Below are 23,469 nucleotides of genomic sequence, written 5' to 3'. Positions count from 1 at the left end.
CCCGACGGCCCTCATACGAATGGCGGACGCCGGGGATCTCTATATCTCCTGGCGGTGGACCCACGATCTGTCCGCGACGGGCATCGGACTGGTGCCTGCCGCCCAACTCGCCTCGGCGCTCACGGCGTTGGCGGACGCCCTGCCGGGCAAGGCGCTGGGGCCCGCGCTGACGACCGGTGCCCTCGCCTCGTACGAGAGCGAACTCGCCCTCGCCGAGACGCTGTCGCGCACTCTCCTGCCGTACGGACTCGCCAAGCAGCTGTACGAGCTGTACCAGCGGGGGGTACGCCCCCATCTGCGCGTCCAGCCGTCGCCGCGCGTGGCACAGGTCCCGTGGGAGCTGCTGGCGCCCGACCCCGGGGTCCGGCTGGTGGAGATCGCGGACATCAGCCTGCTGGCGCCGGTGAGCATCGTGCACGCCCCCGCCCGCCCGGCCGGATCCTGGGCGGCCACCCGGCAGCTGCCGGTCGTGGGCGTCCTCGACCCGCGGGTGCCGGGGTTCCGCGCGGACTCCGCCCTGGGCTCGGTGCTTGGACGGATACGGGCGGACGCGCCGGTCGCGCGGATGGTCGGCCGGTACGCGGCCGAGGGCCGCTGGTGGCCCGCCGTGGATGATCCGGTCGAGGCGTTCCGCCGTACCGACCTGGACCGGGACCGGCTGGGCGCCGCGTTGCGCGCGGGCGCGTCACGGCTGCTGTACGTCGGCCATGTGACCGCGGCGCCGCCCGCCTCGGGGCAGAGCGAGACCGCCCAGCTGCATCTGGCCTGTACGGCGGAGACGGCCGGCTTCGCCGATCCCGTACGGGCCCATCGCCCGCTGTCCGCGAAGGACCTGCTGCTGGGAACCCATGGCCTCGCCGACGATCCGGAGGCGGGCGGGACACGCTGGCCGATCCCCGGCCGGGTCGCGCTCATCGCCTGCGAGAGCGGGGGCGATCTGCGCTTCGGTGAGGCGCTCGGCCTGGCCACCGCGATGATCCACGGCGGCGCCGAGACCGTCACCGCCGGCCGCTGGACGCTCCCCACCGATCTGGCCTTCCACCGCCTCGCGGACGCCGATCCGTCGGCGCGCCCCCTCCAGGACGCGGTCTGCGCGATCGACGCCGCGCACGAGCGGGAGGACGCGGTCCTCGCCCATGGCGACTGGCAGCGGGAGCGGCTGGCCGCCTGGCGGGAACTGCGTACGGTCGAGCACTCCCCCGTCCTGTGGGGCGCGTTCGCCACGATCAGCACCGTCTGACGGCCGGAGGTTCACGTCCCCCCGGACCCTCGGAGCCCCCTCCGCGCCCTGAGCCCCCTGAGCCCCCTCCGTACCCCGAGCCCCCTCCGCTCCCTGAGCCCGCTCAGCCTCCTCAGCGGAAGCGGGGCGTGAGCGTCAGACGCGCCGTGATCGTCTTCGGGCGCTGGTACTCGTGCAGAGCCAGAGTGCTGAGGTCCGTGCCGTGGCCCGACGAGCCCCGGCCGCCGTGCGGCAGCTCCGCCGTCTGGACGAGATGGCAGTTGAGCCACGCCTCGCCCGCGTTCAGCCGGCCGGCGAGATCGAGCCCCGCCGCCACGTCCCGGGTCCATACGCTGGCGGCAAGCGCCTGCGGCACCCCGTTCGCCAGCGCCACCGCCTCCTCCACGCTCTCCGCCGCCTGCACCGTCAGCAGCGGGCCGAACACCTCGTCCACCACCGCCGGATCGTCGTCCGGCAGATCCGCGAGCACACACGTGGGCCGCCAGAAGCCGTCCTCCTCGCCGGTGCCGGGCGCGCTCTCGCCCGTCGCCATCACCACCGCCGTCGAGGAGGCCATGAGCAGGTCGTAACGCCCCATCTGGTCCGGGTTGTTGAGCGGACCGAAGTCCCGGCCCGCCCGGCGTTCCCCCATCGCGTCGGCGAGCAGGGACACGGCCGACTCGTAGTTCTCGCGGAGCGTGATCACCCGCGCCGGGACGGCGCAGCTCTGGCCCGCGTTGTACGTGGTCGCGAGCGCCAGCTCCGTCCAGGTGTCCTCGGGGGCGTCCGGCAGGACGACGACCGGGCTGTTGCCACCCAGCTCCAGGCTGACGCGCCGGGTGCCCGCGCGCGCCGCCACATCGGCCCCGGCCTCCGCGCTCCCGGTGAAGGCGACCATGTCGACCGCGCTCGCCACGAGCAGCCGTCCGGTCTCCCGGTCGCCGGGCAGGGTCTGGAGGACCGCCTCGCCCAGTGCCTCCCCGGCGTGCTCGGCGAGCAGCAGCAGTGAGTCGGGGGTGGTCTCGGCGGGCTTGACGACGACGGTGTTCCCGGCGGCGAGCGCGGGCGCGCAGCGCCACGTGGCCATCATCAGCGGGTAGTTCCAGGGGACGACGACCCCGGCCACGCCGAGCGGTTCCCAGCGGACCCAGCTCTCGTGCCCGGCGACGAAGCCTCCGGCGGCCGGGGCGGGCTGGGTGCGCGCCGCCCAGGCGTAGAAGCGGAAGAGGTCCGCCGCGTTCGCCACCTCGCCGGCCGCCTCGTGCGCCGGTTTGCCGGTGCCCGCGCGCTCCCGGGCGGCGTACTCGTCGGCGTGTTCCTCGATCAGCCCGGCGAGCCGGTCGAGCGCCCGGGACCGCTCCCTCGGGGTGCGCGCCCGCCAGCCGTCGAAGGCGCGGCGGGCCGCGCGGACCGCGGCGGTGACCCGCGGGCCGCGCGCGACGGGCGAGCTGCCGCGTATCCGTCCGGTACGGGGGTCGATGAGCGGCACGGTGGCGTCCGGCGTCTCGGGCGGCGAGGTGTACGGCTCGGGATTCCGCCCGGCGTTCGGCTCGGTGTTCAAGGGGGCCTCCATCAGCTGACGTCGTAGGCGCGCAGCCATAGTTCGAGGGTGAGCACGAGCCATAGTTTGCCGCCCTGTCTGGGCAGCAGCGTGCCCTCCCGCCGCATCCACGAGCGCACCGTGTCCGGCCGGAACAGTCCTCGGGCGCGCGCCTCGCGGCCCAGCAGCAGATCGCCCGCCAGCTCCCGCAGGGGCCCGCCGAGCCACTGCTGCACCGGCACCCGCATACCGCTCTTCGGCCGGTCCACGACCGTGTCGGGCAGCAGGTCCCGTACGGCCTCCTTCAGCACCCACTTCTCGACCGCCCCGTTCAGCTTCCACCGGGGCGGCGTGGCGAAGGCGTGGTCCACCACCCGGCGGTCGAACAGCGGGGCGCGGCCCTGGGTCCCCTGGGAGGCGGTGAGCCGTTCGACCTTGGTGAGGATGTGGTGGGCGCCCTTGGTGCGCAGATTGCAGTGCAGCAGCTGGTTGAGCAGATGGTCCATCCTGCCGTCCCGGGCCGCGGGCCGCAGATACGGGGCGACGAACCGCTCCGGCCCCGGCATGCCGCCGAGGGCGTCCAGCGCGTCGGCGGTGAGCAGTTCGGGCAGGTCGGTGAAGCATTTGCGGTACGAGCGCAGATACGCCGTCTCGCGCGCGTCCTCGGCGTCGCCGCCCGCCACCTCGCCGCGGTGCATCTCGTACACCAGCATGGGCAGGTTCTTCGGCCCGCCGAACACCGGGTCGCCGCCCTCCCCGTTGAGCACGACCCGGAGCCCGTCGCCCGCCACGGCCTCGGCGAGCATCAGATTGGGCACGGTCAGCGGATCGCCCACCGGGCTGTCGAGCAGCGCGGCGGCCTCCGCGAGCCGCGCGGCCACCGCGTCGCCCGACACGGTGAGCACCCGGTGGCGGGTGTGGCAGTGCTGGGCGACCAGGCCCGAGTAGCCCAGCTCATTGGGGAGTTCGTCGCCGAAGCTGATGGAGTACGTGTGCACGGGATGGGCGTGCAGCTTGGCGGCGAGCGCGGTCACCAGCGAGCTGTCGACCCCGCCGGAGAGCAGCACGCCCACGGCTTCCGCCTCGGGCAGCCGCGTTGCCGTGGCCTCCTCCAGCAGCTCGCGCAGACGCAGCGCGTAGCTCTCGGGCGGCGCGCCGTCGTCCTCGATCAGCTCCCGGGGCTCCCAATAGTGCTCTTCGGTGACGGCCCCGTCGGCCGCGAGCCGCAGACAGCGCCCGGGGAGCACTTCGCGTACGCCGCGCAGCAGCGTCTCGTCGCCGGGGAGGTAGGCGAAGGTCAGGAAGGAGCGTACGGCGGCCAGTTCGAGACCGGTGCCGAGCGCGGGCCAGCGGCGCAGGGCGCGCAGCGAGGTGGACGCGGCCCAGCAGTCGTCGGCGCGTGCGTAGAACAGCGTGCGGGCGCCCATATGGTCGCGGATCAGGACCAGTTCCGCTTCCGCGTGGTCGTGCACGGCGAGCGCGAACATGCCTTCGGCCGCCCGTATCCCGGCCGCCCCGAGCCGTACCCAGCAGCGCAGCAGCAGTTCACCGTCCGGGCAGCCGGGCGGCGCGTGGTCGCCGGCGCCCGCGAGCGCGGCGAACAGTTCGGGCCGGTTGTGGAGGGTGACCTCACCGACGGCGGTACGGCCGTACGCGGTGAACGGGCCGGTGGCGTGGCCCGGTTCGTCCTGGATCAGCGCCGCGCCCGGCGCACCGGCGCCCACGGCGGCGCCCATCGCCGCGAGATGTCCCGCCGCCTGTCCGGGTGTCGCCGCCAGGCAGGCACAGAAGCGCGCCACGGTCGCCCCTCCTTTCGATTCCGCTCGATGTACGAACTCCCTCGGCCCGTCCGGGGACCGTCCGACCGGGCCCTCCGACCGGCCGGACTATCCGAAGTCGTCGTCGCTCCAGCCGCCGTCGTCGTCGGAGTTCCATCCGTCGCTGGAGTCCCAGTCACCGCCGTCACCGCCGCCGCCCGCGTCCGCGCCACCGGAGGAGTTCGGGGCAGCCGCCTGCTGTTGCTGCTGCTGCCGCAGTTCTTCCTCCTCTTCGGGGGTCAGCTCCTCCGGAGGGAGCTGGGCGGCCGTGATGGCGAGGCCGGCCAGCCCGAGCCCGCCAAGCAGCACGCCCATCCGCCCGCCGAACGAGGTCCTGTTGACGAGCACGGTCTCGCCGCCGTCCCAGATCGTCCGGCCGTAGCCGATGTCCCGGCCGTAGGTCACCCTGCCGTCGGAGTACCGGCGCTTGATGATGCGCCCGCCGAGCTGTTCGTCGGTGCCGGAAGCGCCCTGGTTGTCGTGCCAGCGCACGCGCGTGCCGCCTTCGCGCCGCCGCCACTCCTCACGTCCGTCCTCGTAGCGGCGGTGGACGCTGCTGTCGGCTAGCAGCTCATCCCTGTACGGGGTCTCGCGTGGCCGGTTTATCACCTTTAGTCCTCGTATCCCCTGGTCGGTTCGTCGGCCATGTCATGAATCCCGCCGTACGCAGCTCACGCAGCCCGGTCCAGACCGAGTGGCTGGGCGTCCTCGGTCCGCGTACGAGCCGCAGGACGGTACGCAGCAGCCGGGCCGGCGGGACGGACTCCACCTCGGCGAAGCGCCCTTCGGCGAGCCAGTCCCGCTCGCGGGGTTCGAGCGCGGCGGGCAGCGTCAGCGGGCCGGCTCCCGGCGCCGGGCCGCGCGGTGAGATCAGATGGAGCGCGGTGGCGTGCCGAGGCACGAGGCCCATCGAGGAGACCCGTACGCCGGGGAGCGCGTCGCGCACCCGCGCGGTGAGCGCGATGCCTTCCGTGCTCGCGTCGTGCAGTACATGCGCGGTGGCGCCGTCCACCCTGCCGAGCCCGGTCACCAGCCGGGGGTCCAGGGGCAGGTCCTCGGCGGCGAACACCGGGCAGGCGGCCTCCAGATGCACATCGTTGGCGAGGAGCATCCGGGCCACCTGGCGGCTCTGGCAGACGAGGAGTCGGGGCAGTCCGTAGTCGTAGAGATCGGGCTCGGCGGGCTCGGCGGGCTCGGAGGGCTCGCGCGGCGCACGGGCCGGGGCCGGGGCGGAGGCCGGCGCCAGCAGTCCCGGCACCGCGCCGTGCCGCCGTAGCGCCTCCTCGAACCGCTCGTACCGTACGGGCGGCGCGGGCGTCAGCGGGAGCCTGCGCGGGACCAGACGCGACGGGCGCAGGACGCGGCACATCTCGTAGTACAACTGGAGCTCCGTGAACCGGATCCGGCCCGGCGCGCCCGCGCGTTCGACGGCGGTGGCGAGGGCGCGGTCGAGCAGCCGGTCGCCGATGCCCACGGCGACGCGTGGGGTCACCGGCCGGCCTCGCCGGGCCAGGTGAGGAACCCGACGGCCTCCGCCTCGCGGCGCTCGGGCTCCGTACGGGTGGCGGCGGCGAGGCGTTCGACGGTCTTGCTGACGGCCGCGAGGAGCTTGGCGGGCCGTATCGCGACGAGGGAGACGGTCCAGCCCTTGGCCAGCCAGTCCAGCTCGGCCTTGGTGAGCGTCCCGCTCTCGCCCAGCCACTCGATGAGGTCCTTCGCCGGCTTGTAGCCGCGCCGCGCCGGCGCGCCCGGCGTCCGCATGACGGCGCGCGGCGGCAGCCCCGCGTCGATGACCGTGCGGCCGGGCAGCGCCTCACGCGTCCGTATGACCAGCCGGCAGCCGGGCGCGCTCGCGTCGTGCAGGACGACGACGGGCATCTCCTCCGGCAGCCGGTCGGCATGGGCGGTGACGGCGACTCCGTACCGCTCGGGTATCCCGTTGGCGACCAGGAAGGCGGCGATGGCCCCGTCCGGGCAGAGCAGCGCGATGCGCGCCCCCTCCGGCAGATAGACCTTGCGGTACGGGAAGTCGTCCACGACCCCGGGCGGGAGCGAACCGTACACGTTCTTCCAGTCGGTCGCCATCATGCCGCGGAAGCCGCTGAGCGGATGCCTCGCCTGCTCCCTCTTCTGTTCCTTCCCGCCGAATATCAGGGCGGCGGACAGGCCGAGGACGGCGATGAGGACAAGGACGGAGCCGGCGATGGCGAATCCGCCCATGTCCTCGGCGCTCAGTCCGACGATGATCATGACGATGCCCACCAGCAGCGGGACCCAGAGACATCCCAGGGCCTCCACGACCGGGCTCTCGCCCTTGACAGGCCCCGTCCTGGGCAGCGCGGGGGACCCGAGCTGGTCGACGGAGATCTTCAGCCGGCCGCCGTCGGTGAGCTTCACGAGCAGGCGGCGGACCCTTAGGTCGCTCATCCTCAGCGAATTGGTCTTGGGGTCCAGGGCGAAGCGCCGTTTGCAGTGGGAGCAGGTGCGGTTGGGCCGCTCCTTGAGGAGCAGGTTCTGGTCGCAGAACGGGCAGATCATCGCGGGCCCTCCAGTACGGACGCGGCGCGCCGGAGCCCGGCGGCAAGACGCTCCCGCACGGTGGTGGCGCCGATGCCCCTGACGCGCTGGATACGTTCGATGTCGCGCAGCGCGGCGGCCAGCAGCCCGTAGTCGGTGCCCACGCGGGTGACCGTACCGAGCGTGCCCCGGCCGTGCCGTACGCCGTCGTCGCTCGCGTCGTCCACGGCGCGGCGCTCGGCCTCGTCGGCGGTGATCGCGTAGTCCTCGTGGTCGATACCGAAACCGGTGTTGGCGGCGAGGATGTTCAACGGTGTCGAGCCGCGGTTGGCGAAGGAGTGGGGCATCATCTCGGGGATCCGGATCATGGCCCCGGGGAACAGCCGGATCTCGGTGACCCGGCCGCGCGGCGCGTCGTAGAGACCGCAGGCGGCGTGGCCGAGGCTGAGCACGATGTGCTCGCCGCCGTGCGCGTGCGGGGTGAACGCGCTGCGCGGGCCGACGACCCCGAGCTTGAACGTGGCGTTGGACGGGCGCTCGGGCGAGGTCCGCGCGTCACCGACGAGGTAGTGGGCGAACTGCCCGTCGTCGATGAAGCGCAGGAACTCCTCGCTCGGGCCCAGCTCGCGCGCCCCGTCGCGGTCGGCGAACAACACACTGCCCTCGGGCTTGAGATGGAACAGCTCCACGCCGTGCGGCAGGTCTCGCGACAGCCGTTCCATACCCCGCAGTCCGGGTGTGCCTGAACGGGATTCCACGTCGGACATCAACGCCCCCCTCGCGTTGTCGACCACGATCGCATCGTAGGACCGCGACCGGGAACACCTTGGACAAATGATATTGCTGAGCACTGACATCGCGATGAAGTGACGGCGATGAAGTGACGGGGGTCCGCGTCCGCGGTGGCGGCTGTCGTCGGGGGGCTCAGCGCCGTCTCACGTCCCCCTTCCCGCATGCCACTCCGTCCCCGTCCGGGTCCAGCCGGAGCGGGTCGTCCCCGCCGTTCACCTTCAGCCGCCCGTAGTCGTTGGCCGCGAGCCAGTCGCAGCGCGCCTTCGTCGTCGCCGCGTTCGTCGCTGCCGCCTCAGCCGCTGCCCCCTTAGTCGTTGCCTTCGCCGTCGCCGCCTTCGTCGCCGCCTTAGCGCTCTCCGTCACCGTCTCCGGGAAGACCGTCGGTACGCAGACGTTCGCCGAGCCGTAGTGCCGGTCGCACCCCGCGACCTGGGGGCTCACCGGCGCCGAGGTCCGCTTCTTCCGCGGCTTCTCGGGGCTCTTCGCGAGCTCCCCCGCGAAGTCGTGGACGTGCGCCGACTCCGCCGCCTTGTCGGCGAGTGCCGGCGGGCCGCCCAGACGCACCCACTCGGCCACCGAGGGAACGCCGTTGGCGTCGACCGCGAAGAGCATGTACCAGCCGGGAGGCGCCAGATTCGGGTTGCTCGTGACATTGAGGTCGACGTTGTTCCCGTCCACCGAGAGCGGCAGATCCACGAACCGCTGGTTGGGGTCGGAGGAGTGGGTGACCGCGGCCGGCCGGATCAGTTCCGCCTTGGCGATCGGCCGGTCGACCGTGATCCGCTGCGTGTCCCCGTACAGCCACTGGTTGTCGATCAGTGAGGTGATCCGCGGGCGCGGCCCCTTGAGCAGATACGGCGGGGTGTACAGCGACACCTGGTGGTTCCAGGAGCCATTGCCCGGGTTGTCGCCGGTCGTCATCACCCGGCCGTCCGGCAGCAGGAACGCCGAGGAGTGGTAGCCGCGCGCCTCCGGGTCCACCGCGACCGGGTCGAAGGTGTCCGTCACCGGGTCGAACAGCGAGGACTCGTAGACGGGGTTGGCGCGGTTGTGCAGCGCGCCGCCCGTCTCCAGGACCTTGCCGTCGGGCAGCAGCACGGCGGAGCCGTACATCTTGCCCTGCGCCCCGGTCTGCGGCTGGGGTCCGTTGCCGAGGTCGACGGTGCCCTGCGGCAGCAACGGGCCGGGGGTGTACCGGGGGTTGGGCTCCTTGAGGTCGATCAGATCCGTCAGCCGGTTCGCCTCCGGGTTGGAGTCGATATTGCCGCCGCCGATCGTCAGCACCCGCTGGTCCTGCGCGGGCGGCAGCAGCACGCTCGCCGACTGGTCGCGCTCGTCCTTGTTCTGGAGACCCGCGATCTCGGTCACCGTGTTGGCGTCGTAGTCGTAGACCGACGAGCCGGTGCCTGGCGTGCCGTTGCCGAAGACATGGCTGCCGGAGTAGAAGAGCCGTCCGTCCTGCATCAGGATCATCGACGGGTACAGGCCCCAGTACGACCAGGTCTGGTTGACCTGCCCCATCGGCAGCCACTTGTCCCGCGCCGCCGACCAGCGCTCGGCGGTCACCGAACCACTGGAGTCCTCGCGCAGCCCGCCGAAGGACATCACATCGCCATTGCCCATGATCGTGGCCGACGGGTACCAGTGCCCGTCGTTCATGTCGTTGGTCCTGGTGTACGTCTCGGTGGCGGGGTCGAAGACGTACGAGTCCTTGAAGCCCTGGTAGCCGACCGTGCCGTCGGCCGACGGATAGCCCTTGTTGCCGCTCATCACCAGCACCCGGCCGTCGGAGAGCTGGACATGACCGGAGCAGAACATGTCGTCGGGGGTGGGGACCGTACGGTACGAGCCGTCCGCCGGGTCGTACACCGCGGAGGTGAACGTACCGGCCTCGAACATCTCCGGGTCGTTGCCGGAGCCGGCGATCAGCAGCACCTTGCCGTTGTGCAGCACCACCGAGTGCATCGAACGGACCGGGTTCTGTGTCGGCAGGACCTGCCAGCGGCCGTTGGCGCACTCGTCGGCGGTCCCGGTGCACTCCGGTTCGACGGGCGGCGGGGCGACCTCCTCCATCACATAGTCATCGGTGGTCACACTGCCCGTGCCGTACACCGATACGCCCCAGGTGATCCGGTCGGTGCCGGGCGGAATGACGGGCGTACGGACCTCGGCCCGCTGGTAACCGGCGCTCAGGTCCAGGGTTTTGAGGTCGGTCCAGTACTGCCAGCCGGCCGTGGCGTCATGGCGGAAGAGCGTGATCGCGGCGTCGGGGGTCGTCGACTTGTACCAGAGGGACAGGTCGTACTGCCGCTCGGGCACCACCGCGGGCGCGCACTCCGGGGACTCCGTGATCAGCGCCTTGCGGTCGCCTTCGGTCCGGCGGGTCAGCGCGACCTTCAGCGCCGCCGCGCCGGAGTGGGCGTCGGTGACGGTGTCGAAGGAGAAGTCGTTGTCGCCCCAGCCGGACCGCTCCCAGCAGTACGGCATGACGTCCGCGCCCGGTGTGCCCGGTGCGCCCGGTGTGCCTGGTGTGCCCGGTATCTCGAACCCGGGGTTCTTGACGAGGTTCGCCCCCGCCGCCGCCGGCTGCTGGGTGGCGAACAGCAGGCCGCCGGTCAGCGCGAGGAGGGCGAGGAACGCGGTACGGCGCGACGTACGGAACCGGCGGGGCGAGCCGTACGGAAGGACCGGTCTCATCGGCGCACGCTCCCCTCGTGACCCTCGGCCACCGCCGCGCCACTCGTCGAACGGGCCTGAGCGTGCCGGCCCGACCGCTCCCGCTTCGGCAGATACACCAGTGCCTCCGTCCCCACGAACCGCACCACGAACGTCGCCAGCAGCGCGCACGCGGTCGCCGTCAGCACCCCCATCCCGAACTGCCCGACGAACAGCGCGATCAGCGGGATTCGGAGCAGCAGATCGGCGTTGGCGAGCAGCGCGAACCGGCCCACCCGGTCCGCCCAGTGCCGGTGCGCCCGCCGCTCGCGGAAGAGCAGCACCTCGATCAGGAGGAAGTTCCACAGCACACCGAACTGGTTGGCCACCACCTCGGCCGGCAGATAGTGCACCCCGGCCGCCGTCAGCCCGTGCAGCGCGAGCAGGTTCGGTACGAAGCCGGTGAGCCCGATCAGTCCGAAGGCGATCATCCGGGCGATCGGCGCGGCCGTCCGCAGCTCCACGAGATGGCGCAGGAAGCGCAGCCCCTCCTTCGCCGTCGACTTCGACTCGCCCGCGAACCGGTCGCGGAAGACGAACGGCACCTCGGCCGGCTGCTCGGGCCGGCAGCGTACGGCCAGCTCCAGCAGGATCTTGTAGCCGAGCGGACGCAGCGCCTCCGAGGTGACGGCGGAGCGCCGGATCGCGAAGAATCCGCTCATCGGGTCACTGATCCCGCGCAGCCTGGCCGGGAAGATCCCCTTGGTCAGCCAGGTCGCCGCGCGGGAGACGGCGACGCGGTAGCCACCGGCGAGACCGGCGCGGCTGCCGCCGTCGATATAGCGGCTGGCGACGACGAGATCGGCGGAGGTCCGTTCGCCGGCGGCGACCAGGTCGGGGACGAGCGCGGGCGGATGCTGGAGGTCGGCGTCCATGACGACGACCCAGTCGGACCCGGCGGCCCTGAGCCCTTCGACGACCGCCCCGCCGAGACCGCCCTCGGGCCTCTCGCGGTGGATCACGTTCACGGGGAACGGGCAGTCCTGCGCGGCCGACGCGATCACCGAGGGGGTGTCGTCGGTCGAGTCGTCGACGAAAAGCACCTCGCAGGGCAGCCTGGCAGGTACGGCGTCGGTGAGCTGCCGCAGCAACTCCCGTATGTTTCCCGACTCGTTGAAGGTCGGGATGATGACGGTGACGGCGCCGGGCTCGGCGACGACGGTCGCTTCCAGCTCCGGTTCACCGCGCTCTCCGGCACCGATGGGGGGAAGAATGCTCATCGCTCGTCGCCTCCCGCGATCCGGTCGCCATCCGCGGTCCCGGCGCCCGGCACGATCCGCCGGATCTCGATCCGGTCCTCACCGTCCCCGAAGACGGCGACGGCGGTCGAGTGCTCCAGCGCGTCCCGCACCTTGGGCAGATCGCGCGCGTCGCGCCGTACGGTCGGGGACGCGACCACATAGTCCAGATCACGCCAGCCGCCGGGCATGGTCTTCGTGACGGCCGGGTCGAGGTCGGCCTTGTAGAACCAGATCGCGCCGAGCCCCGGTTCGTACCCGGCGTGCACCAGGTCGAGCCAGAGCGCGTCATCGACGAGCACCCGGGCCCGGGAGGGGTCGGGCACCTCCGTCGCCATCCACGAAGCCGCCTGCCGGTAGGGGGCGTTGGCGTCGGCGGTCAGCGCGGTGCGATCGCCCTCGTACCACCGGGGTACGACGACGACGAGCGCGGTGGTGGCGAGTGCCGCCAGGGCGGTCCGGCGGACGGTCGTGAGCGCCCGGCCCTCGCGCGGGCCGCGCCGTCTGCGCAGGATCGCGTGGGTGACGGACGCGGCGCCGCCGGCCAGCACCAGCGCCAGGAACGGCAGCCCCTGGATCACATACATCGCGGGCAGATAGCCGGACGGGCGCAGGGCGACCAGGGTGAGGATCACCACGGCCAGCGCGGGCCCCGCGAGCGCCCGCGCGGTGACCGACCAGCGCAGGGTGACCATCAGCAGGACGGCGCCCGCGATCCCGCCGAGCGGCAGTACCCGGTCGTAGTACAGCCAGGACTGGAGCACCCCGTACGAACCGCTGCCCGGGTCGAGCACGAAGCCGGATCCGGGCCTGCTCATCTGGTACGTGATGCCGTCCCAGAGCGAGACATGGCCGTCGCCCGGCAGCAGCTCCCCCTTGAGCAGGGCCATCAGCGGATAGCAGAGCCCGACCAGCGCGCAGGCGGTGATCGCGCCGGTCACCGCGAACTTGCGGGTGTCGCGATGGCTGTGCCGCCACAGCGTCACCAGCAGCGCGGGCAGGATGACCAGCATGGTCTCCTTCGTGAGCACCCCGACGGCGGCGGCGAGTCCGGCCGCGAAGTGGTGCCAGAGATGCCGGCTGGGCGAGGCCGCGAGACAGAACGCGAGCAGCATCCACATCACGGCGATGTTGTCGAGGAAGATCTCCCGCTGGAGCACCACGGCGAGCGGGGAGAGCCCGAACAGGACCATCGCCAGCCCGGCGGCCCAGCGCGGCAGCCAGAGCCGCCGGGCCAGTACATAGAGGAAGACCGCGCTCGCCGCGCTGACCAGCAGCATCGCGAAGCGCATCGGGGCGACCGTCATCGTCTCGGGCGAGAAGAGCGAGGGCAGCCAGGTCAGAAAGGCGAGCTGCATCCAGCCGAGCGGCGGATGGTCGTACCAGTACGTGTAGTGGGCGAGGCCCTTGCCCTCCTGGACGGCCCAGGCCTGAGCGAGATAGGTGCCCTCGTCGTCGCTGAGCGTCGGATAGTGCTGGATGTTCCAGCCCTGGACCAGCAGGATCGCGACCAGGAGCCCCCCGCACAGGAGCAGATCGGCGCGGGAGCGCCGGAAGCGTATGACCGGGCGGACGGTGAGGTGCCGGTTGTCGCGGCGCCGCCGCCGGGGCTCGCGGGCACGCTCCGGCGGCGCGGGGACGGTGGTCTGCTGATCCGTCGTCACCGCGGGGAGGGTGGAGGTCACGCGTGGACGTCCTCTCGGATGAGATGCGCGCCGACATGACTGGTCAGCTCCCAGTCGCCGTGGCCCCGCTGCTCGCGCCAGACGGCGCGGATGGCCGCGCCCGCGAGGAGCACCTGGTAGAAGGGGCCGCCGACGATGAGCTTCAGATAGTGCGTGAGCCGGACCCGCAGTCCGTACTGCTTGCCGAAGTCATGGAGTCCGACGACCTCGAAGACGAAGGTCACCATGGCGGTGACCAGCGGCAGGAACGTCACGAACGCGACCGTCACCGGGACGTCGAGGAGGAGCGCGATCCCCACGTTGAGCGGGATGATCAGGCCGGTGAACGCCTGGAGGAACGGTGTCATCAGCGTGTAGCGGGCGAGCATCCGCTGTCCGCGCGTGGGCAGTTGGCGCCAGTCCTTCTTGCGGTACACCTGGAGGAAGCCCTGATTCCAGCGGGTGCGCTGTTTGAGCAGGGACATGAGCGAGCCCGGGGTCTCCTCGCGGGTCACCATGTCGGAGTCGTACGCGACGACGACCTTCTTGCCGACGCTGGAGAGCCGTACGCCCAGATCGCAGTCCTCGGCCAGGCAGTTCTGGTCCCAGCCGCCCGCCTCGCGCAGGACGTCGGTGCGTACGAAGACGGTGTTGCCGCCGAGCGGGATGAAGCCCTTCTGGGCGTGCAGATGGAGCCTGCTGCGGAACCAGAAGAAGTACTCCAGGCAGTTGCGCAGGCTGTACCAGCTGGAGTGGAAGTTGATCAGCTGGACGCCGCCCTGGACGACATCGGCGCCGGTGGTGCGGAAGGCGTGGTCGACATGGGTCAGCAGCTCCGGGTGGACCTGGTCCTCGGCGTCGAAGACCCCCACGACCTCGCCGGTGCAGTGCGGCAGCGCGGTGTTGAGCGCCTTGGGCTTGTTCTTCGCCTCATGGGTGTCGACGACGACCCTGACCCGGTGCGGGTCGCGGGCGGCGGCCCGCTCGGCGACCGCCGCGGTCTCCGGGTCGTCGTGCCCGACGATGACGATGATCTCGAACCTGGTGTGGCTGGACTCCAGCAGCCGCTCGACGGTGTGCTCCAGCACGGCCTGTTCGTGACGGGCCGGCAGGAGCAGCGAGAACGAGCCCTCGCGACCGCCGTCGGGCCGGTCGAATCTGGTCGCGGCCAGCGTTTCCGGCGTACGCCAGGCATGCATCTGCCACCAGAGCGTGAACGCGGCCATCCAGAACAGCGCCAGTGAAATGGCAGCGATGAATACGGACGTGAACACATGGCCCCCCTCGGCCAGGGCCGGCCGCGGCAGGCCCCCCTGGCCGTCGGCTGACCCGTACATCCCCCTCGTACGCACAGTCCCCCCGTGCATACCTGTTGTGACTCTTGTGGAGACAATAAGGGGGACCTGTGACAGTCGGAGGACCGATTGGGTGAATACTGCGTTTCAGGCCGATTCACCACGCGTCGGAAATCAGCCATACGTTACTCGAAAACGCCCAACTCTCCCTTTAGTGCGCTTACTTCCGTCACCGGCGCTGCGCAGACGAACCGCCGGCAGACATAGGCGGCGGCCTCCCCGCCGACCAGCGGACGGTCCGTCAGCAGCGGGAACTCATCACTTCCGGCCACTCCCGCCGCGACGACCGCGCCCGGCGCGGTGCCCAGCAGCGCCGTACGGTGCAGCGCGCTCAGCTCCGGCCCGGCCCCACGCGCCGCCCCGGCCACTCCCTCCGCCGCTTCCTCCGCCGCTTCCCCCGGCGTCTCCACGACCGCGACCTCGCGCGGACCGTCGAGCAGCGCCTCGGCCACCGCGAGCCCCCAGCCGATGAAGCGCGGCGCCCTCGGCCCCAGCGCCTTGACCACCCCCAACGCCCCCTCGGCGGCGGTGCGATGGGCCTCGGATCCGGTGTGCGCGGCATACGAGAGGAGCGCCCCGGCGGCGGCCGTCCAGCCGGACGGCGTGGCGTTGTCCGTGGGGTCCTGCGGGCGCCTGATCAACTGTTCGGCGTCGTTCGCCGTGTCGTACAGCGTGCCGCCCTCGGCCACGAACTGGTCGAGCACAATGTCCAGCAAGAACCCGGCGAATTCCAGCCAAGATCCCTCGCCGGTGACCCCGGCGAGCGTCAGGAAACCCTCGGCGACATCGCCGTAGTCCTCCAGAACCCCCGCGTTCGCGCCGGTACGGCCGTCCTTCGACGTACGGGCGAGCCGCGCCGCGTCGTCCAGATGCACCCGCACCAGCAGATCGGCGGCCTCGGTGGCGCGCTCCACCAGATCCGGCCGGTCGAAGTAGGCGCCGGTCTCGGCCAGGGCGGCGATCGCGAGCCCGTTCCAGGCGGCCACGACCTTGTCGTCCCGGCCCGGCCTCGGCCGCCCGTCGCGCGCCGCGAGCAGCCGCCGCCGTACGGAGGAGACCCGCTCGGCGTCCGCCACCCCGCCGTCCAGGGGCAGTTGCAGCACGGACGCGCCCTCCTCGAAGGTGCCCTCCTCGGTCACCCCGAAATACCGCGCGGCGAACGCGGCGTCGGACTCCCCCAGCACCTCGCGCAGCTGGTCCGGCGTCCACACATAGAAGGCGCCCTCGACATGCGCGCCGCTGCCGTCGTCGCTGTCCGCGTCCAGCGCGGACGCGAACCCGCCCTCGGCCGTGCGCAGTTCACGCACCATGAAGTCGGCCGTCTCCAGCGCCACCCGCCGGGCCAGATCGGAACCGGTGGCCCGCCACAGATGCGCGTACACCCGGCACAGCAGGGCGTTGTCATACAACATCTTCTCGAAGTGGGGCACCGTCCACTCCCGGTCCACCGAGTACCGGGCGAACCCGCCGCCCAGCTGGTCGTAGATCCCGCCCCTGGCCATCGCCTCACATGTGTCGGCCGCCATCTGGAGCGCCCCCTCCGCGCCGGTACGGGCGTAATGGCGCAGCAGGAACTCCACCGCCATCGACGCCGGGAACTTGGGCGCCCCGCCGAACCCGCCCCGCACCGCGTCGTACTCCCGCGTCAGCCCCAGCAGCGCCTGCGCCAGCTCCTCCTCACCGGGCACCCCGTCCCCCCGGTACGCGAGCGACCGCCCGGCCAGCTCCCCCACGATCCGCGCCGCCACCTCCGCGACCTCCCCGCGCCGGTCCTTCCACGCGGCACTGACCCCCTCCAGGACCTGCGGGAAGGACGCCATGCCGTGGCGGGGCGCGGGCGGGAAGTACGTACCGAAGTAGAACGGCTCCCCGTCCGCCGTCAGAAACACCGTCATGGGCCACCCGCCCTGCCCGGTGGCCGCCTGCACCGCCTCCATATACACGGCGTCCACATCAGGCCGCTCCTCGCGGTCGACCTTGACGCTGACGAAGTGGGCGTTCATGTACCGGGCGGTCGTCGGGTCCTCGAAGCTCTCGCCCGCCATCACATGGCACCAGTGACAGCTGCTGTACCCGACGCTCAGCAGCACCGGCACATCCCGCCGCCGCGCCTCCTCGAACGCCGCGGGCGACCAGGGCCACCAGTCGACCGGGTTGTCGGCGTGCTGGAGGAGGTAGGGGGAGGTCTCATGGGCCAGTCGGTTCGCCATGCGCCCCATCTTCGCGCACCCCATGGGCGGCGCGTTCAAGCGCGGCGGCGCTGCCCGTCCGATCACCCAGGGTGCCCCGCCGCCGACGAGGTCGTCGCGCGGGACGGTGGGGGCGGCCGAGTGCCGCGAGGTCGCGGGCGGAGATGGCACAGACGTGGGGCCCGGCTCCGCCATCGCGCACGGCTCAGGCGATCGCCGCGATATCCCCGTCGTCGAAATAAATAGCCTGATGCAGGCGCCCGCCCAAGGCGACAGCGAATCGGGCGAGGACGTCCTGGCCGGAAATGTTTCCCCGCTCGATCTGCGACACACGCCCCTTGGTGATGCCCATGCGGTCGGCTACTTCCTGCTGGGTCAGCCCTCGGGCCCGCCGCAGCTCCGCCAGACGGCGGCCCGTCATCTCCGCGAGAAGCTCCTCCTTTCCCGCTCGCACAGCCTCCTCACCTCCGGCACGGGCAACATGCTCAGCACGGATGTCCTGCCAGCGTGTGTAGCCGTTCACGATCGTCCTCCTTCCTGCTGGGCTCGTTCCTTCACATAGATCTCATAGCGCTCTTCGGCCAGCGGAATCGCTTCCTGGTACCACTCGTTCCATCGCCCTGCTTTGTCCCCTGCCACCAGCAGGATGCTGCAGCGCCACGGATCGAAGGCGAACAAGATACGCACCGTGCCGGGACGCAATTCCTTCAGGTTCGCCATCGACGAGCCATGAATGGTGTCGACCAGCGGGCGCCCAAGCCCCGGACCCCCCTCCGCCAAGGCATCCAGCGCCTGCACCACTCGGGCATGTGCCAGGCCATCGAGGCTTTCGATCCAGTCGCGTACCTCGTCGACCAGGAAGATCTCCCACTCGCCGTCCATACACCGAGTATAGCGAACGCTATACTTTCCGGTTGGCTCACCCTGGCCGGAACCACTGACTCCACCAATTCACAGGCACCAGCGGCAGCTGACGCACTCGGCGCTCAGCATGGGCCAGTCGGTTCGCCATGCGCCCCATCCTGCCCCAGCGGGGCCGATGCCCCTCCCGGCGGCGGTCGCGTGTCCGGGCCCGCCGCCCGGATCCGGGCCCGCCGCCGGGAAGCGGGGCGGGGAGCGGCGGGCGAGGGCGGCGAGCGGCGGAAGACACACGCGGCCGCGGACTCCCCTCGCGCTCGCGCCGCGCGCGCAGGACAATGTCGTTTCTCACCCATGCTCTCGGAGGGGGACGCAGATGCGGGAAAGCCACCGGGCCGAAGCCGAAGGGCTGTTGGTACGTGCCGTGGAGGAAGAGGTACGGCGCTCCGGCGGGCGGACCGAAGGGAACACCCTGCTGGCGCGCGGGCGCGGCGCCCTGGACGCCATCGCGGCGGGTGCGGACGAGGAGTACGCCGCGTATGTGCGCGCGCTGGACGCGGAGCGGGCCGAGCGGCCGGCGCTCTCGGAGCGCTTCAGCCGGCAGTCCCTCGGAACGCCCGTACTGGTCACGTCCGTCGCCGCGGTCGCCGCCGTCGGCGCGGATGTCGCGCTGGGCACCGCCACGGGCATCGCGCTCGGCGCCGGGGCCGTCGTCGCGGTCGCCGGAGCGGCGACCACCGTCGCCAAGGTGACCGCCTCGCACTGGCCGGCCGCGCACCGCAGGGCCGGGGCGGCGGGCCAGCCCGGCGGCACCGAACAGTTGCGGCTCCAGTGGCTGACGGCGCTGGAGGTACGGGGCATCCGCCCGTTCCTCGACCAGCAGCGGGTCCTGACCTCCGCGACCCGGCGCACCACCAAGAAGGCCACCGTCGTCCCGCAGTTGCGCGGCGGCGACCGCAGCGCCGCCGCCCGCCGGCGCAGTGTGCTTGAGCAGTCCTTCGGCCATCTGCCCCAGCCGGACGGGCCGTTCGCCGGCCGGCGCGCGGCGATGGCACAGATCGCGCAGTGGGTGCACGCGGCCCGCGTGTCGACGGAGACTAAGCCGACGGTCGTGGTGCTGTACGGCGCCCCCGGCTCCGGCCGTACGGAACTGGCCGTACGGGCCGCGTACCAGCTCAAGGACCAGTTCAGGGGCGCGTGCGTGGTCGACCTGCGCGGCGGCGGCTCCTTCGAGGCGCCCCTGTCGACCCGCGACGCGCTGCTGCATCTGCTCAACCGGCTCGGCGCGCCGCGCGAACAGCTGCTGTTCCGTGAGGGGTCCTCCCCGGAGCAGCAGGTACGGCGGCTGAGCGAGCTGTACCACCAGCATCTGACGGGCCTTCCGGTGACGGTCGTCCTGGACGACGCCTCCGATCCCGAACAGGTACGGACGCTCGTGCCCGAACGGTCCGACAGCCTGGTGCTGGTGACGGCGCGCGAACGGCTCGATCTGCCGGACGACGTACCGGCCTGGGTGCACCAGCTGCCCGTCGAGCCGCTGGACACGGCGGGCGCGGAAGAGCTGCTGCGGGCCGTGGCCGAACCGTCCGCCGCGTCGGCGGAGGGACCGTACGACGCTCAATCCACCGACCGGGTGGGCGAGTTGTGCGGCGGTCTGCCGCTCGCCCTGCGGATCGCCGGGTCCTCGCTCGGGGAGCGCACGGCCCATCAGCTGGCCACCGACCTCGACGCGTACGGCCCGGTCGAACCGGCCGAACGGGCCCTGTGGGTGCGCTACACCGACCAGAGCGACCAGGCCCGCCGGCTGCTGCGCCGCCTCGCGCTGGCCGGCCGCGCCTCTCTGGGCGCGGCAGCGGCGGCGGCGCTGCTGGCGACGGACGAGCAGGAGGCGGGCCGGCTGCTGGCCGAGCTGTCCCGGGCCGGTCTGATCGACCATGTGCGGGCCAGCCGCTACCGGCTGCACGATGTCGTCAGGATCTTCGCGCACTCACGGCTGCGGGACGAGGAGGGCGCCGAGGACCGTACGGCCGCCCAGGAGCGGCTGATCCGGAACTACGGCGAGCTGGCCGACTCCGTGATCCGGCTGGTCGACGGCAAGACCTCCACCCGCGCCGACCTCTTCAAGACCGCGGCGGGCGGGCACGGCTTCTCCTCGCTGGAGTCCGCGCTGCGCTGGCTGGACGACGAGTCCAGCTTCATCACGGCCGCGCTGCGGCACGCCGAGGGGGTCGACCAGCAGGCCGTACTGAACCTGCTGGGCGCGCTCTGCGACTACTGCCTGCTGCGTGGTGACCTCTACCGGCTGGGCGAGATCAACGAGCTGACCCAGGCGGTGGGCCAGGGGCTGCTGCTCCGCTCGGTCCAGTGGCGTACGGGCATCGCGGCCCGCCAGCTCGGCGAGCTCGACAAGGCGCGCACCACCCTGACCACCGTCGTCGGTCTCTACCGCGAGGCGGACCACGACGCGGGCGCCGCCCGCGCGCTGTGCTCACTGGGCATCACCCTGCACCACCAGGGCAATCTGACCGAGGCGTCGGCGAAGCTGCGCGAAGCGCTCGCGCTCCAGTCCTCGGAGCCGCTGGCCGGGGACCGGGGCTGGACGCTGCACGCCCTGGCGGCCGTCGAGCGCGACCGCGGCTCGCTGGCCGAGGCGCGCACGCTGCTCTCCCGCGCGCTCGTACTGCACCGCGAGAACGAGTCCCTGCACGGCGAGGCGTGGACACACTTCCAGCTGGGCCAGTTGTATCTGCGGCTGGGCGAGGTGGCGCGGGCGGAGGCTGAGCTGCGCGCCGCGCTCGATCTGTACGGCAGGACCCGCGACGGCCGCGGCGAGGCCTGGGCGATGACCCAGCTCGCCCGTACCCGTCTGATGGACGGCGACCCGGCCCCGGCGGTCGGCGACCTGCGCGAAGCCCTCGCCCGCCACCGCGACAACGAGGACGCGCGCGGCGAGGCGTGGACGCTCTACTACCTGGGCCAGGCGCTGGAGGAGACCGGCGACCGCGACCAGGCGGTACGGGAACTGGAGCGGGCGCGCACGATGTTCTCCCGGATGCGCGACGTGTACGGGCTGGCCTGCGCCCGGCACCACTCCGGCCGGGTCACCCGCGACCAGCGCGCCGCCCAGACCGGCAACCTCCGCAACTCCGGCTTCGCCCGCCAGCTGCTGACCGACGCCCGCGCGGACTTCCGCCGCATCGGCGTCGCCCACGGCGAGGCCTGGACCTGTCTGGAGCTGGCCATCATCGACGCCGGCAACAACCGCCCCGGTCAGGCGCTCCAGCTCTGCGACGAGGCGGCGGCGCTCTTCGCCTCGTACGACGACCACCGCGGCGCCGACTGGTCCCGCTTCCTGCGCTGCACGCTGCTGCCGTACGCCTCGGCGGGCGGTATCGAGGTGGGCTCGGTCGTCGCCGAACAGGAGCTCGCGGACCTGTCCACCGCCGGCCACGCGTTCCGCGACGGCAAGCTCGCGGAATCCGTGGCGACGCTCGGGGTCATGCTGGGCCGGGGCGTACGGCTGGAGGACGGCTGGCAGGCGTGGCAACTGGGGATGGTGCCGAACCGTCACGCGCGCGAGGTGATGGGCGTACCGGTGACGGCGGCCCCATAGCCGTCGCAACCGTGATCATCACGCCCCGTGATCATCACGCCCCGTGATCATCACGCCCCGGGCATCACACCCGGCCCCATGACACCGGTGGGTGTCATGGGGCGGGGCGCCACGCGGACCGTGGTGGCCGCGCTACTCGCCCTGCGAGGCGGCGGACGTCGGCTCGCTCTTCGCGGACTGCGCCGCGGACGCGGCGGGCGCCTGCGCCGGAGGCTCCTCGAAGTTGACCATGTCCATGTGGCGGTTCATCGACTTCATCAGCAGCCACACGCCTCCCGCCATCAACGCGAACACGATGAACCCGAGTACACCGGGCGTCACCTTGTTCTCGTCGAGCTCCTTGGCGAGAGGAGCCGCGAACGCCATTGCCTGAGTCGCATACATATCAGCCATTGTCGCGGATGCCCGCGAACAGGTCGCTCTCGGGGAGGGAGGTATCGACGAGCGACTTCGCGAGCTCGTACTCCTCCGTCGGCCAGACCTCCCGCTGGATGTCCATCGGGATACGGAACCAGCCGCCGTCGGGGTCGATCTGGGTGGCGTGCGCGATCAGCGCCTTGTCCCGGATCTCGAAGAAGTCGGCACACGGAACATGCGTGGTCAGCGTCCGCTCCTCGCGCTCGAACTCCTTCCAGCGCTCCAGCCACTCGCCGTACGGCGACTCAAGTCCCCGGGCGAGCAGCGCCTCGTGCAGCGCGACCGTACGCGGCCGGTTGAAGCCCTGGTTGTAGTAGAGCTTCTCCGGCTGCCAGACGGGACCGAAGTCGTCCTCCGGGTACTTCTCCTTGTCCGCCGCGGCCTCGAACGCCACCATCGAGATCTTGTGGGTCATGATGTGGTCCGGGTGCGGATACCCGCCGTTCTCGTCGTACGTGGTGATGACCTGCGGCCGGAACGACCGGATCAGGCGTACGAGACGGCCCGCCGCCTCGTCCACGTCCTCCAGCGCGAAGCAGCCCTCGGGCAGCGGCGGCAGCGGATCGCCCTCGGGCAGACCGGAGTCGACGTACCCCAGCCACTCCTGCTTGACGCCAAGGATCTCGCGCGCCTCGTCCATCTCCTTCTTGCGTACTTCGTGGATGTGCTCCTCGATATAGGCGTCACCCTGGAGCTTGGGGTTGAGGATGGAGCCGCGCTCGCCTCCCGTGCAGGTCACGACCAGCACGTCCACCCCCTCGGACACGTACTTGGCCATGGTGGCCGCGCCCTTGCTCGACTCGTCGTCGGGGTGGGCGTGAACGGCCATCAGTCGCAGCTGCTCAGTCAAGACTCGATCCTCAGTGATGTGTCGCTTGGGACGGCTTCTATAGTGACGGATATCGGGGGGCGGAAATTCCGGGTTGCCCGACTCCGAAGGGAACGATCATGGCCGTGGTGCGCGAGGAGCCTCTCCGGGACCGCTACGGCCGCTCGGCGGACCAGCGCGCGGACCGCGGACTGAAGATCGTCGGCGCCGTGCTCGGCGTCGCGCTGATCGGTCTGATCGGCTGGTTCGGCTATCACTACGTGGTCGACCGGAGTGTGTCCGGCGAGCTCATCAAGTTCAAGCGGGTTTCCACCACCGAGGTCGAGGCACATCTGGAGGTCCGCAAGGACCGGGACGCCACCGGCAGCTGTACGTTGCGCTCCCTCGCGGAGAGCGGCGCGGAGGTCGGCCGGCTGGACGTGCGCTTCGACGCGGGCGAGACGCGGATCGACCGGGTCGTCACGGTGCGTACGACGGGCAGCGCGACCAGTACCGAGCTGCTGGGCTGTACGTCGGACTAGGCCGTCGTTCGCACGCGGGTCCCGGCGGGTCCCGGCGGCACAAGCGCGGGGACCCGCCGCCATGGCCCCCAATGCCAGGCGCTGACCTGCGCTGATGTAATTCTGATGGCATTCGTCCTCCCCCTTGCGCCACGAAATTGTTAGGCTCGTGGTTTCGCCCACCCGAGAAGGCAACATCCTTCTGG

At 71.7% G+C, this 23,469-nt stretch carries 18 protein-coding genes; 3 read left to right on the top strand and 15 right to left on the bottom strand.

The window, feature by feature from the left end:
* The first annotated feature begins 19 nt into the window (after positions 1-19).
* Entirely contained in the window at positions 20-1,240 is a 1,221-nt protein-coding gene (locus ACFRMN_RS18065) for a CHAT domain-containing protein (protein ID WP_383020283.1), read from the top strand.
* 112 nt (positions 1,241-1,352) lie between these two features.
* Here ACFRMN_RS18065 and ACFRMN_RS18060 read toward each other — a convergent pair whose 3' ends face one another.
* From ACFRMN_RS18060 to ACFRMN_RS18000, 13 genes are all read right to left on the bottom strand, one after another.
* Complete coding sequence (locus ACFRMN_RS18060) at positions 1,353-2,780, bottom strand: aldehyde dehydrogenase family protein (protein ID WP_383020280.1); 1,428 nt, start codon at positions 2,778-2,780, stop codon at positions 1,353-1,355.
* Positions 2,781-2,791: 11 nt separating this feature from the next.
* Positions 2,792-4,558 (bottom strand): asparagine synthetase B family protein, encoded by a 1,767-nt coding sequence (locus tag ACFRMN_RS18055; protein WP_383020278.1) that lies wholly within the window; start codon positions 4,556-4,558, stop codon positions 2,792-2,794.
* 87 nt (positions 4,559-4,645) lie between these two features.
* Positions 4,646-5,185, bottom strand: a complete 540-nt coding sequence (locus ACFRMN_RS18050) for a hypothetical protein (RefSeq protein WP_383020275.1) — start codon at positions 5,183-5,185, stop codon at positions 4,646-4,648.
* Positions 5,148-6,068 (bottom strand): hypothetical protein, encoded by a 921-nt coding sequence (locus ACFRMN_RS18045; RefSeq protein ID WP_383020273.1) that lies wholly within the window; start codon positions 6,066-6,068, stop codon positions 5,148-5,150. Before ACFRMN_RS18045 ends, ACFRMN_RS18050 begins: the two co-directional genes overlap by 38 nt.
* Positions 6,065-7,114 (bottom strand): hypothetical protein, encoded by a 1,050-nt coding sequence (locus tag ACFRMN_RS18040; protein WP_383020270.1) that lies wholly within the window; start codon positions 7,112-7,114, stop codon positions 6,065-6,067. The genes ACFRMN_RS18045 and ACFRMN_RS18040 overlap by 4 nt, the downstream gene beginning before the upstream one ends.
* Positions 7,111-7,860, bottom strand: coding sequence for a cupin domain-containing protein (locus tag ACFRMN_RS18035; RefSeq protein WP_383020268.1), 750 nt, complete (start codon positions 7,858-7,860; stop codon positions 7,111-7,113). The genes ACFRMN_RS18040 and ACFRMN_RS18035 overlap by 4 nt, the downstream gene beginning before the upstream one ends.
* 157 nt (positions 7,861-8,017) lie before the next feature.
* On the bottom strand, positions 8,018-10,582 hold the full coding sequence (locus ACFRMN_RS18030; RefSeq protein ID WP_383020266.1) for a galactose oxidase-like domain-containing protein: 2,565 nt from the start codon (positions 10,580-10,582) through the stop codon (positions 8,018-8,020).
* Positions 10,579-11,820, bottom strand: a complete 1,242-nt coding sequence (locus tag ACFRMN_RS18025) for a glycosyltransferase (protein WP_383020264.1) — start codon at positions 11,818-11,820, stop codon at positions 10,579-10,581. Before ACFRMN_RS18025 ends, ACFRMN_RS18030 begins: the two co-directional genes overlap by 4 nt.
* On the bottom strand, positions 11,817-13,523 hold the full coding sequence (locus tag ACFRMN_RS18020; RefSeq protein ID WP_383020262.1) for an ArnT family glycosyltransferase: 1,707 nt from the start codon (positions 13,521-13,523) through the stop codon (positions 11,817-11,819). Before ACFRMN_RS18020 ends, ACFRMN_RS18025 begins: the two co-directional genes overlap by 4 nt.
* A complete protein-coding gene (locus tag ACFRMN_RS18015) occupies positions 13,520-14,776 on the bottom strand; it encodes a glycosyltransferase (protein WP_383020259.1) in 1,257 nt (418 codons plus the stop codon). The genes ACFRMN_RS18020 and ACFRMN_RS18015 overlap by 4 nt, the downstream gene beginning before the upstream one ends.
* Positions 14,777-14,982: 206 nt before the next feature.
* Complete coding sequence (locus ACFRMN_RS18010; RefSeq protein WP_383020256.1) at positions 14,983-17,067, bottom strand: thioredoxin domain-containing protein; 2,085 nt, start codon at positions 17,065-17,067, stop codon at positions 14,983-14,985.
* A 184-nt stretch (positions 17,068-17,251) separates the two neighbouring features.
* On the bottom strand, positions 17,252-17,569 hold the full coding sequence (locus ACFRMN_RS18005) for a helix-turn-helix domain-containing protein (protein WP_383020254.1): 318 nt from the start codon (positions 17,567-17,569) through the stop codon (positions 17,252-17,254).
* Positions 17,566-17,928, bottom strand: a complete 363-nt coding sequence (locus ACFRMN_RS18000) for a type II toxin-antitoxin system RelE/ParE family toxin (RefSeq protein WP_383020251.1) — start codon at positions 17,926-17,928, stop codon at positions 17,566-17,568. Before ACFRMN_RS18000 ends, ACFRMN_RS18005 begins: the two co-directional genes overlap by 4 nt.
* A 352-nt stretch (positions 17,929-18,280) precedes the next feature.
* Here ACFRMN_RS18000 and ACFRMN_RS17995 point away from each other — a divergent pair, with 352 nt between their 5' ends.
* Positions 18,281-21,517 (top strand): tetratricopeptide repeat protein, encoded by a 3,237-nt coding sequence (locus ACFRMN_RS17995; RefSeq protein ID WP_383020248.1) that lies wholly within the window; start codon positions 18,281-18,283, stop codon positions 21,515-21,517.
* A 132-nt stretch (positions 21,518-21,649) separates the two neighbouring features.
* Here ACFRMN_RS17995 and ACFRMN_RS17990 read toward each other — a convergent pair whose 3' ends face one another.
* Together ACFRMN_RS17990 and mca are read right to left on the bottom strand one after the other, a co-directional pair.
* A complete protein-coding gene (locus tag ACFRMN_RS17990) occupies positions 21,650-21,901 on the bottom strand; it encodes a hypothetical protein (RefSeq protein WP_383020246.1) in 252 nt (83 codons plus the stop codon).
* A gap of 1 nt (position 21,902) precedes the next feature.
* Entirely contained in the window at positions 21,903-22,784 is an 882-nt protein-coding gene (gene mca, locus ACFRMN_RS17985) for a mycothiol conjugate amidase Mca (RefSeq protein WP_383020243.1), read from the bottom strand.
* 98 nt (positions 22,785-22,882) lie between these two features.
* Between mca and ACFRMN_RS17980 the strand changes: the two genes are divergently transcribed.
* A complete protein-coding gene (locus ACFRMN_RS17980; protein WP_383020241.1) occupies positions 22,883-23,284 on the top strand; it encodes a DUF4307 domain-containing protein in 402 nt (133 codons plus the stop codon).
* The last annotated feature ends 185 nt before the right edge of the window (positions 23,285-23,469 follow it).

This window comes from Streptomyces sp. NPDC056835 (genome assembly GCF_042789485.1).
Classification (GTDB): Bacteria; Actinomycetota; Actinomycetes; order Streptomycetales; family Streptomycetaceae; genus Streptomyces.
The sequence above is the reverse complement of the archived record's forward strand: the minus strand, read 5'-3'. Positions and strand labels throughout refer to the sequence as shown.

What these genes read in the sequence shown, in the direction of transcription:
- ACFRMN_RS18035 (WP_383020268.1), bottom strand. Translation starts at nt 7,860, where the DNA reads ATGTCCGACGTGGAATCCCGTTCAGGCACACCCGGACTGCGGGGTATG.
- ACFRMN_RS18000 (WP_383020251.1), bottom strand. Translation starts at nt 17,928, where the DNA reads ATGGACGGCGAGTGGGAGATCTTCCTGGTCGACGAGGTACGCGACTGG.
- ACFRMN_RS18030 (WP_383020266.1), bottom strand. Translation starts at nt 10,582, where the DNA reads ATGAGACCGGTCCTTCCGTACGGCTCGCCCCGCCGGTTCCGTACGTCG.
- ACFRMN_RS17980 (WP_383020241.1), top strand. Translation starts at nt 22,883, where the DNA reads ATGGCCGTGGTGCGCGAGGAGCCTCTCCGGGACCGCTACGGCCGCTCG.
- ACFRMN_RS18040 (WP_383020270.1), bottom strand. Translation starts at nt 7,114, where the DNA reads ATGATCTGCCCGTTCTGCGACCAGAACCTGCTCCTCAAGGAGCGGCCC.
- ACFRMN_RS18065 (WP_383020283.1), top strand. Translation starts at nt 20, where the DNA reads ATGGCGGACGCCGGGGATCTCTATATCTCCTGGCGGTGGACCCACGAT.
- ACFRMN_RS18025 (WP_383020264.1), bottom strand. Translation starts at nt 11,820, where the DNA reads ATGAGCATTCTTCCCCCCATCGGTGCCGGAGAGCGCGGTGAACCGGAG.
- ACFRMN_RS18010 (WP_383020256.1), bottom strand. Translation starts at nt 17,067, where the DNA reads ATGGCGAACCGACTGGCCCATGAGACCTCCCCCTACCTCCTCCAGCAC.
- ACFRMN_RS17990 (WP_383020246.1), bottom strand. Translation starts at nt 21,901, where the DNA reads ATGTATGCGACTCAGGCAATGGCGTTCGCGGCTCCTCTCGCCAAGGAG.
- ACFRMN_RS17995 (WP_383020248.1), top strand. Translation starts at nt 18,281, where the DNA reads ATGCGGGAAAGCCACCGGGCCGAAGCCGAAGGGCTGTTGGTACGTGCC.